Origin of the sequence: Streptomyces sp. NPDC005863, from assembly GCF_042871345.1 — a bacterium.
GTDB lineage: Bacteria > Actinomycetota > Actinomycetes > Streptomycetales > Streptomycetaceae > Streptomyces.
Map to the genome: position 1 here is coordinate 287,562 of NZ_JBIAII010000010.1, position 9,830 is coordinate 297,391.

Consider the following 9,830-nt stretch of genomic DNA (forward strand, 5'->3'; position numbering starts at 1 on the left):
CCGACCGGCATCAGCTCACTCGGCGTCCGCGCGCGCCTGCGCATGTCTGCGGTTGCCCCGGATCTGCTGGTGTTCGGCGGTGCGCTTTCCTGTATGCCCATGAAGACACCGCGCGGGCGGAGGATGTGACTGATCCGCGTGTGCCACCGTTCGGCGGGCGGGGCAGTCGCCTTGTCACCACCAGTAGACGGGGTAGCGCGGTGCACCGGGACGCGCGCAGGACGCGGCCCAGCCCGCGAGGACGAGCAGCGCGCTGGAGCCCACGAGCAGCGGGACGAAGGTCGCGGGGTGCGGGGTGTTGAGGACGATGACGACCGCGGTCGCGCAGGCGGGCGAGTGCGGGGTACGCGCCACGGTCATCACGGCGAGGCTGATCCCGGCGGCCATCGCGGCGGCCCAGGACGTACTGCCGGAGACGGCGAGGACCGCGTACCCGACGGCGGCACACAGCAGATGCCCGACGATCACGCTGCGCGGCTGGGCCAGCGGCAACCTCGGCGCGCCATGAATGATCGCGGCGGACGCGGCGAGCGGGGGTATCAGCACCGGCTCATGGATGAAGGAGCCTATGGCGACCAGGGCCAGCAGGACGGCGGTGGCCGCGCTGATGTTGTGCGCGACGGCGCCCGGCGAGGGAGGAGCGGGCGCGCGACCGGCGAGCCGAGTGCGGATGCGGGTGCGGGTGTGGGTGTGGATACGGGGGTGGGGGTGGGGGCCTGTGAGGACGCGGGAGGCGGTGGGTGAGGCCGGGGCCTCGGTGATTTCGTCGGTGCTCAAGACGTGGTTCCAGGGCAGGGCCGACGGGAGACCCGGACGGCGAAGGCGGGGGGACAGGAGTCGGCCCGGCTTCCCTCGCGGTCGGCAGGGAACGTGGGCATCGGCGGCGGTCCGGGGGTCGGGATATCCGCGTACTCGCCGCCGATTCTAGGAGATGCCTTTGAGTCGCCGCAGGTCAGGGTCTTGCCGCGCTCCGAGGTGGGGTTCCGGCCGAGGTTCGATGCGACCTGAGAACCTCAAACGTCGGCGCGGCGTTGGCGTTGGCGTTTCAGGTCAGGGGCGCCGGTGGCCTTCCGATGCGGGACCGCCGGGCGCCAGGGACCGTCCGGTGCCAGGGTCAGCGGCGCGCCAGGGACCGTCCGGCGCCAAGGTGTCGAGCACGGTCAGCAACTGCGGCGGCTCGACCGGGTCCGGCAGGGAGCCGAGCTCCGACCACGCGACCCAGGCGTGCGTGTCCAGGCTGGCCAGCTCGTCGGGGAGCAGGCCGGTCCGCGTGAGGGGTGGCTGCTCGTCGGCGAACCGAGCGAGGAAGAAGTGTTCTGTCCCGATATGCCGCTTGCCGTTCCACCGCAGATCGCGGTCGACGAGGACCGACTGATCCAGTACCCCGGCGGGATCCAGCCCGGTCTCCTCGGCCAGTTCACGCCGAGCCGCCATCAGCGGGGTCTCGCCGGGCTCGATGCCGCCGCCGGGCGGTTCCCAGACCCACGTCCCGTCGAACGGGTCCCGCCGGCGCAGTAGAAGCAGGCGGTGGGCGGCGTCCAGGCAGATGTCCCGGGCGGCGGGGCGGTGCGGGTGAGTTGGTTGCACCGCTCTAACGCTATGCGTCTCTCGATCGTGTGATGGCACCGCATCGGTAGGGGGTGGGGGCAGGAAGAATGAACGGCATGGCCATGGTGAAGGACCTCGATGTCCGCGGCATGCAGCACTGTGAGACGACAGCGCTGGGCGTGCTGTGGCGACATGAGGGCATCGACTTCTCCGAGCCCATGCTGTTCGGGCTCGGCTCAGGGCTGTCCTTCGTCTACTGGGACAGCAAGGCGATGGACTTCCCGTTCCTGGGCGGCCGGGTCAAGCCGTTCGAGCTCACCAAGAACCTGGCGGCCACACTCGGGCTCGACCTGGTGGTCGCGGAGACGATGTCCGCGCGGAAGGCGTGGCAGAACGTGGCGGCGCCCATCGACGCCGGTCGACCGGTCGGCCTGCAGCTCGACAGCCACCACTTGGACTACTTCAGCACGAAGGTGCACTTCGACGGCCATGTCGTGGCCATTTACGGCTACGACGGCTAGGTCGTGTCTTCAAAAGATCTTGCCAAGGTGGCCCCATGGCTGCGCACGATGCCTTGGTGGAACATCTTTCTGTCGACGTGCGTGCTTCGCTCCGGCTCTTCGCCCTCTACTTGGCGAACGGCACCCTCGATCTGGACCTGCTCGATGGGTTCGACTATCGCTCGACCGTCTTCCATTCCGGCTCCTCGCTGGAACAGGTCTTCGCGATCTATAGCAATGTGCTGCAAGTCGACGCCGACGGCATGGTGCTGAACGACGGAGAAGCGCAGTACCGGGTCGCTCAGTGGGTTCGGGTGTGCTGCGACCCGAGCTATCAGGTCGAGCCGCCGTTCGAGGACTGGGAGACGGAGCTTCATCTCTGATGACCCGCCGCTCACCGCCGGAGCATCATGCCCACATCAGAAGCGACGCAAGAGTGACGGCTGCCTGGAAGGATTCGGCGGTCTTGTCGTAACGAGTAGCGATGCCACGCCATTGCTTCAGCTGATTGAAGCAGCGTTCCACCACGTTGCGCTGCCTGTAGCGCTGTTTATCGAAGGCCGGTGGGCGCCCGCCGCGGCTACCGCGCCGGAGCCGGTTCCGGACCTGGTCGGCGCGCTCGGGGATGGTGTGACCGATGCCGCGCCCTCGCAGCCAGGTGCGGATGGCCCGCGAACTGTAGCCCTTGTCGCCCAGCACGTGGGAGGGACGTACTCGGGGCCGCCCCGGGCCGACACGAGACACCCGTATCGCTTCCATCACCGCAGTGAATTGGGTGCAGTCATTGGTATTGCCGCCCGTGAGCGTGAGAGCGAGCGGACGGCCGACCGCGTCGCAGGCCAGATGGATTTTGCTGGTCAGGCCGCCTCTGGAGCGTCCGAGTGCGCGGAGCCCCCTTTTCGTGCCCCGGCAGCGTGCTGGTGGGCCCGGACGACGGTGGAGTCGACCGACACACGCCAATTGATGTCTCCGGCGGCGTCCGCTCTGGCTTGGGCGGCCCGGAGCATCCGTTCGAACGTGCCGTCCAGGGCCCACCGGCGGAATCGGGTGTGCAGTGTTGCCCAGGGACCGTACCGCTCGGGCACGTCACGCCAAGCGGTCCCGGTGCGGAACTTCCACACGATCCCGTTGAGCACCGTGCGGTCGTCCGACCGCTTCCTTCCCCGCACCGACTTGGGCAGCAGCGGCCGGACGAACTCCCACTCGGCATCCGACAGTTCAAGGCGACGTATCACCAGACCATGATCCATCAAGCAAGATCATTTGAAGACACGGCCTAGGACGCCTACCTGGTGGACACCGCCCCGTAGGGCGGAGCCGTCAAGACCAGTCTCGCGACCCTGGCCAGAGCGAGGGCGGAGCGCGGCCCCATGGCGGCAAGGCGCCGTTCGTTCACCATCGCGGTGCCCGGCACCCTGACGTCACCGCAGGAACGGATCATTCCCGCCATCAAGTCCTGCGCCGAGACCTTCCTGAATCCGCCCATCGCGAATTTGGGTTACAGGGGAATCGAGAAGGCGGCCAAACAAGTACCGAAGTGGCTGGAGCGGAGCGGCAATCCGGCGGAGGACTTGCCGCGGGCCGCTGTCCTGATGGAGAAGGCCGGCACGGGTGGAGCGCTGTTCCGCAACCTCTACCGGGACTTCCTCGCGGAGTGCGGGCAGTTGGTGGACAGCCACAGGTCGGCAGCCTCCGCGTACAGCCTGTGGCCCGTACGCAGATGGCTGCGCTGGCCCGGCTGGCCCCGGCTGGACATTTCGGTACCGGAAACCGGAAAGGCGAAGGAAAGGGCCGAGAGCTTATGAAACCGGCGTGCCGGTTTTGAAGGATTCATATCTCGCTCGGCCCGCTCGATAGGAGGCGCAAGCTCCGTTTCCGCGGGGGTTCCAGGGGCATCCGAGTCTGTTTTGAGGCGGGGGGCAGATGGTTGGCGTATGAATCGGCTGAGCTAGGGGGACGCTGTGGCGGGGGCTGGGTTGGGCGGGGTGCGGGGGCGGGTGGCGGAACTGGCCGCCGTCCGGGCGCGAGCGGTGGCCGGGCCGGGGGAGGAGGCGACTCGGGCGCAGCGTGCCAAGGGCAAGTTGACGGTGCGCGAGCGGATCGAGTTGCTACTGGATCCCGGCTCCTTCAACGAGGTGGGGCAGTTGCGCCGGCACCGGGCGACCGGCTTCGGGCTGGAGGCGAGGCGACCGCATACGGATGGGGTGGTCACCGGGTGGGGGACGGTGGAGGGCCGCACGGTCTTCGTCTACGCCCATGACTTCCGTATCTTCGGCGGCGCGCTCGGCGAGGCCCACGCCGAGAAGATCCACAAGGTGATGGACATGGCCATCGCGGCCGGCGCGCCGCTGGTCTCCCTCAACGACGGGGCGGGTGCCCGTATCCAGGAAGGTGTCAGCGCGCTCGCCGGGTACGGCGGGATCTTCCAGCGCAACACCCGGGCCTCGGGAGTCATCCCCCAGATCAGCGTGATGCTCGGCCCGTGCGCGGGCGGGGCCGCCTATTCGCCGGCGCTGACGGACTTCGTGTTCATGGTCCGCGACACCTCGCAGATGTTCATCACCGGGCCCGACGTGGTCCGCGCGGTGACCGGCGAGGAGATCAGCCAGAACGGGCTCGGCGGTGCGGATGTGCACGCCGAGACGTCGGGCGTGTGCCACTTCGCGTACGACGACGAGGAGACCTGCCTGGCCGAGGTCCGCTATCTGCTCTCGATGTTGCCGGCCAACAACCGTGAGAACCCACCGGCCGTCCCGGCCGAGGACCTGGCCGACCGTGACACGGGGGCGCTGCTGGACCTGGTCCCGGCGGACGGCAACCGGCCGTACGACATGCACCGGGTGATCGAGGAGATCGTCGACGACGGCGAAGTCCTGGAGGTTCATGAACGCTGGGCGCGCAACATCATCTGTGCGCTCGCTCGGCTGGACGGGCAGACGGTGGGGATCGTGGCCAGTCAACCGGCCGTGCTCGCCGGTGTGCTGGACATCGAGGCCTCCGAAAAAGCGGCCCGTTTCGTGCAGTTCTGCGATGCCTTCAACGTCCCCCTGCTCACGCTGCTGGACGTGCCGGGATTCTTGCCGGGGGTCGATCAGGAACACGGCGGCATCATCCGACACGGTGCGAAGTTGCTTTACGCGTACTGCAACGCGAGCGTGCCGCGGATCTCGCTGGTGCTGCGCAAAGCCTACGGCGGCGCGTACATCGTGATGGACAGTCAGTCGATCGGTGCCGACCTGACCTTCGCGTGGCCGACGAACGAGATCGCCGTGATGGGTGCGGAGGGGGCCGCGAACGTCATCTTCCGCAAGCAGATCGCTGCCGCCGACGATCCGGAGGCGGTGCGCGCGCGGGTGGCGAAGGAGTACCGGGCGGAGCTGATGCACCCCTATTACGCGGCTGAGCGCGGGTTGGTCGACGACGTCATCGATCCTGCCGCGACGCGTGAGGTGCTCGTACGGTCGTTGGCGATGTTGCGTACGAAGCATGCGGATTTGCCGGCTCGCAAACACGGAAATCCGCCGCAGTAGTTCTGCGTGGAACTTCTGCGGCTGGGTGTGGCTGGGTGCATCTGGTGTTGCTGGGCCGCGGTGCCGCCTCCGATTGCGCTCCTGGCCGGCGAAGCGGACCGGAGCAGACCGGAGCGGACCGGGGCGAAGGCGGACTGGAAGGGAGGGGTGTGGGTGTCGAGGGCGGAACGGGCTGCGCGTACCCGGGAGTTGGTGATGCGCGCGGGGGCGGAAGTGTTCGCCGAGGAAGGGTTTGTGTCGGCGCGGGTCGGTGTCATCAGTCGGCGGGCGGGAGTGACTCCCGGGGCATTCCACTTCCATTTCGCGAACAAGCAGACTCTGGCGCGTGCGGTGGAGGCGGCGGCGCTGGTTGCCCTGCACCGGATCACGCGGAAGGCCGGAGAAGAGTACGAAGGCGCGTTGCGGCAGCTTGTGGGGGCGGGCCACGGCCTGATGCGGGCCCTGGAGGAGGACGTGGTGGTGCGGGCGGGGTTCCAACTGGTGGGCCCGGCTCCGTGGCGGACCGAACCGTTGGATCTGCGCGGTGCTTGGCAGGGTTGGGTGGAGGCGCTGCTGGGCGCGGCGCGACGCGAGGGGACGCTTGCCGACGGGGTCTCGCCTACGGGGGCTTCGTCCACTGTCATAGCTGCCACGGTCGGCCTCGCGGCGCTGGGCATGAAGGAATCCCGGTGGCTCTCGCAGGAGGCGTTGTCCCAGTACTGGGACGTGATGCTCCCTTGCCTCGCGTCTGACCCGGAGGAACCCGTGGTTCCCTGACGCACGCGGCCCCCCTCCCCCTCCGGGGCTGACCGAGAGAGACCTCGCGTCGATATGCCGTCAAGTCTCCAGAATCAGTCCTGCGCGTACGGCTCGGTCGTAGAGCCGCTGGTGCCACTCGTTGGCGTCCGGTCCTGGGTGGGTGGTCAGCACGGGGTTCGGGCAGGTTTCGATGAGGTGCAGGAGCGTCCAGGCGACGCCGTAGCAGTCGTCCGGGCCGCAGCAGGAGACGAGCGCCTCGGCTTCTTCTCCCGTGACCGGCTTCGGGATCGCGTCGAGCTGCTGGACGCGCCTGTCGAGTTCGTCTTCGTTCGCGTCCCCGTCGGGGAGCGGGCCGCAAGCGATGAACGTCTGTACGTCAGGTCGCATGGCCGAAATGATCGGTTGCCGTCGCCACCTTGAGCAAGGCGACGTCACTGCTCACGGGGCCGTCGCCGGGCGGGGGCCAGAGGACGTCCTGCTGCTGGGGGCGAGCCAGGACAGCGATGACATGAATGAGGTCGCTGCCGCTCGCTCGGCCGGGGCCGGCGGATGGGCATGTCGGTGCGCAGGAGCGTTCCGGTCCGCAGCACGGCAACGAGCAGCCCGCGAGGAGGGGGCCTACCGGCGGATTGCCGAGATCAGGCCACCGGGCCGCTCTTCGCCCCGCGGTGGGGTGCTGAACGGACGGCCGTAGGCGGCAGCGCGTTCGCGCAAGGTGTGGCTCTCGGCCTCCCAACTGTGCCTGGCCAGCCAACTCACCGGGTCGTCGGGCATCTCCGAGACCCACATCGAGGCCGCCGATCCCGGCGCGGCGCCCGTACCGAAGCGCTCGATCGAGCCGCGCGAGCCCAATGTCAGACCCATGCGACTGCCTGCCGCCGACTGCGCGCTGACCCGGGCCAGCAGGAGCTCCACCGCGTCCTCGGGCAGGTAGATCAGCAGCCCTTCGGCGATCCACACAGTCGGCTCGGTCGGATCGTGCCCCGCGGCGGCGAGCGCGGCCGGCCAGTCCTCGCGCAGGTCCACCGCGACCGTGATCCGCTCACAGCGGGGGACGGCCCGCTCCTGGCGCAGCACTGAAGCCTTGAAGTCGAGCGGGGCGGCGGTGTCGACCTCGAACAACCGTGTGCCGTCGGACCAGTCGATGCGAAAGGCCCGGCTGTCCATACCGGCACCGAGCAGCACGACCTGCCGGACTCCGGCCTCGGAGGCCTCCTGCAACAGGTCGTCGAGGAACTTCGTCCTGATGACGATGGAGCACGAGACGGCCAGCCGGCGACGCCGTGCTGCCTCGTCGTCGGGGGGCGGGGAGGAAGGCCACAGGCCGCCGGCGGCGGCGAAGGCCCGGGCCAGTGGGTCGCGGAACAGTGCGTTCTGCCGCTCGGTCTCGAGCGCCCGCACCCTGGCCACCCCTACGGCTGTCGCCCACACTCCGGAAGGCCGTACCTGCTCCTGCCCCTGCTCACCCTCCTGATCACCAGTCACGGCGCCAGCCTAGGTGATCGATTCCGAGGGGGCGGATGAAAGCCAGGGGGGGGGTGTGCGTGGCCAGCCAGCCACCCCTCGTTCGGAGGCGTGTCCGTTGCCCGTGGCTCCCCGGGCAGAAACAGCGAAGGTTGGCTGTTTTAGTGGGGAGTTGGGCTGGTGCGTGGGTGGTGGGGCGGTCGGTTGCGGGTGGGGGTTGGATAGAAACCAGCTGTGCGGTTTTCTATTGACAGGGGGCAGGGGATCCAATTGACTTTGGGTGCGGTTGGGCGTGGTTTTGTGGTCGGGTTTTTTTGATCTTTGTTTTTGGGGGTTGTTGTGAATATTGAGGTGCTGGGCGGGCTGGTGGTGCGGGTGGGGGGCTATTCGGTGGTGCCGTCGGCGCCGAAGCCGCGGCAGGTGCTGGCGGTGTTGGCGCTACGGGTGGGGCAGTTGGTGCCGGTGTCGGTTTTGGTGGAGGAGTTGTGGGGCTCAGCGCCGCCGCGGAGTGCGCGGACGACGTTGCAGACGTATGTGTTGCAGTTGCGGGAGTTGATTGCGGGGGCGCTGGAGGGTGAGGCCGACGGTTCGTCGCCTGGGGGGCAGGGGTCAGCGTCCGGGGTGGGGCGGCGTCGGGCGAAGGATGTGCTGGTGACGGTGCCGGGCGGCTATGTGCTGGCCGCGGGTACGGGTGTGGGAGCTGGTGCGGACGGACGCGCCGGTGAGGGTGCCGGGGCTGGTGCAGTGTGCGATGTGGGGGTGTTTGAGGAGTGGGCGGGTTTGGGGTACCGGGCGTTGGACGGGGGTGATTTCGCAGGGGCGGCGAGCTGGCTGCGGCGGGCGTTGGGGCTGTGGTCGGGCGCGGCGTTCGCCGACGTTTCGCGGGGGCCGGTGTTGGAGGTGGAGGCGAAGCGGTTGGAGGAGAGCCGGTTGTGCGCGTTGGACCGTCGGATCGAGGCGGACTTGCGGTTGGGCCGTCATCGCGAGTTGCTGGCGGAATTGACGGTGTTGGTCAACGGCTATCGCACGCATGAGAGTTTGCATGCGCAGTTCATGCTGGCGTTGCACCGGTCGGGGCGACGTGGCGAGGCGTTGGACGTGTACGAGCGGTTGCGGGCGAGGCTGGTGGGGGACCTGGGGCTGGAGCCTTCGGTCCGGTTGCGGCGGTTGCAGCGGTCCATCCTGATGGCCGGGCGTGAGGGGGCCGTGGTGGGGCGGGGCAGTGGGGGGTCATTGGCTGCTGCGGGGTAGGGCGGGGTTGGTTGGGGCTCCTGGTGCGGCTGGTGTGTGCCCGTCCGGTCTGTTGAGGGCTTCTCCTGTCTTGGTCTTTCCGGGGGTTGGTGGCGCTGCCACTACTTCTGCTCTTTGTGTGTTCCGACTTGTTGAGCGCTTGGTGGCCCGCGCGCCGCCGACCCGGGGCGGTGTGTTGGGCGACAACGTTTTCCTGGTGGTCGTGTAGTCGTCATTTGAGGCTGTTTGTTCCTGGTTTCTTATATCTAACGTGCTGGTGTGCAGGGCGTGGTGACGGGTCGTCAGCTGTGTCGGCGTCTGTCTCGTTGCCCGGTGTGGCTTGGGGGAGGGGGCTGGGTTTCGTGGTGGACGGCGTTTCGAATGCGGGGCGGATGGCCGGCGTCAGGGTTCGGGTGCGGGGGCGGCTCGCCGTGGGCGAGATCTTGCCGACGGCCCGTGATGGGCCGCTGTGCTACCGGAAGCCTGTCGGCGGTGCTTGATCTGAGTGTCCGTTGGTGGCATCAAAGTGCCGCGGCTGGTGGCGTGTTGCGTACACGTCGCGCTGGGGCCTTCTCCCTTCCCCTTCGGGCGGCCTGTGTGGGGCAGCGGTGAGGTGAGGGGGGCGTCGGCATCTGCCGTGGGGTTGGTTCGGTGGTGGCCCGGCGGTCTGTCTGGGTGGGTTGGGTGTCGTGATTGGAATTCAACGTCGTTCGGGGGGTTTGTTGTGAGGGTTCGGGTTTTGGGTCCGTTGGGTGCTGAGGTTGATGGGGTGTCGTTTGTTCCGTCGGCGGGGAAGCCTCGGCAGATTTTGTCGTTGTTT

The 9,830-nt window shown here is 68.3% G+C and carries 8 protein-coding genes and 3 pseudogenes; 6 read left to right on the forward strand and 5 right to left on the reverse strand.

Translation table 11 applies throughout. The annotated features are described in order from the left end of the window. Positions 1–174: 174 nt before the first annotated feature. On the reverse strand, positions 175–777 hold the full coding sequence (locus ACFYO9_RS30510; RefSeq protein WP_358776547.1) for an HPP family protein: 603 nt from the start codon (positions 775–777) through the stop codon (positions 175–177). Between the two features lie 273 nt (positions 778–1,050). Next, positions 1,051–1,587, reverse strand: a complete 537-nt coding sequence (locus tag ACFYO9_RS30515) for an NUDIX domain-containing protein (protein ID WP_358776549.1) — start codon at positions 1,585–1,587, stop codon at positions 1,051–1,053. Positions 1,588–1,664: 77 nt separating this feature from the next. Here ACFYO9_RS30515 and ACFYO9_RS30520 point away from each other — a divergent pair. Beyond that, a pseudogene (locus ACFYO9_RS30520) lies at positions 1,665–2,063 on the forward strand (BtrH N-terminal domain-containing protein); the annotation flags it as partial. Between the two features lie 41 nt (positions 2,064–2,104). Then, entirely contained in the window at positions 2,105–2,431 is a 327-nt protein-coding gene (locus ACFYO9_RS30525; RefSeq protein WP_358776551.1) for a hypothetical protein, read from the forward strand. Positions 2,432–2,456: 25 nt separating this feature from the next. Here ACFYO9_RS30525 and ACFYO9_RS30530 read toward each other — a convergent pair. Next, positions 2,457–3,298: pseudogene (locus ACFYO9_RS30530) on the reverse strand (IS5 family transposase). A gap of 30 nt (positions 3,299–3,328) precedes the next feature. Here ACFYO9_RS30530 and ACFYO9_RS30535 point away from each other — a divergent pair. The 3 genes and pseudogenes from ACFYO9_RS30535 to ACFYO9_RS30545 all read left to right on the forward strand — a co-directional run. Next, a pseudogene (locus ACFYO9_RS30535) lies at positions 3,329–3,853 on the forward strand (DUF4872 domain-containing protein); the annotation flags it as partial. A gap of 156 nt (positions 3,854–4,009) precedes the next feature. Then, positions 4,010–5,578, forward strand: a complete 1,569-nt coding sequence (locus tag ACFYO9_RS30540; protein WP_358776555.1) for an acyl-CoA carboxylase subunit beta — start codon at positions 4,010–4,012, stop codon at positions 5,576–5,578. Positions 5,579–5,731: 153 nt separating this feature from the next. Continuing rightward, a complete protein-coding gene (locus tag ACFYO9_RS30545) occupies positions 5,732–6,334 on the forward strand; it encodes a ScbR family autoregulator-binding transcription factor (RefSeq protein WP_358776557.1) in 603 nt (200 codons plus the stop codon). A 60-nt stretch (positions 6,335–6,394) separates the two neighbouring features. Here the strand turns inward: ACFYO9_RS30545 and ACFYO9_RS30550 are convergent, their stop codons facing one another. Beyond that, complete coding sequence (locus ACFYO9_RS30550; RefSeq protein ID WP_358776559.1) at positions 6,395–6,703, reverse strand: hypothetical protein; 309 nt, start codon at positions 6,701–6,703, stop codon at positions 6,395–6,397. A 231-nt stretch (positions 6,704–6,934) separates the two neighbouring features. Next, positions 6,935–7,747, reverse strand: a complete 813-nt coding sequence (locus tag ACFYO9_RS30555; RefSeq protein WP_358776584.1) for a class I SAM-dependent methyltransferase — start codon at positions 7,745–7,747, stop codon at positions 6,935–6,937. Positions 7,748–8,119: 372 nt separating this feature from the next. On the opposite strand from ACFYO9_RS30555, the gene ACFYO9_RS30560 reads away from it, so the two are divergent. Continuing rightward, positions 8,120–9,031 (forward strand): AfsR/SARP family transcriptional regulator, encoded by a 912-nt coding sequence (locus tag ACFYO9_RS30560; protein ID WP_358776560.1) that lies wholly within the window; start codon positions 8,120–8,122, stop codon positions 9,029–9,031. Positions 9,032–9,830: the final 799 nt, after the last annotated feature.

Bases quoted from the DNA above. Each gene is read 5' to 3' on its own strand.
- ACFYO9_RS30525 (WP_358776551.1), top strand. From the start codon at position 2,105: ATGGCTGCGCACGATGCCTTGGTGGAACATCTTTCTGTCGACGTGCGT.
- ACFYO9_RS30550 (WP_358776559.1), bottom strand. From the start codon at position 6,703: ATGCGACCTGACGTACAGACGTTCATCGCTTGCGGCCCGCTCCCCGAC.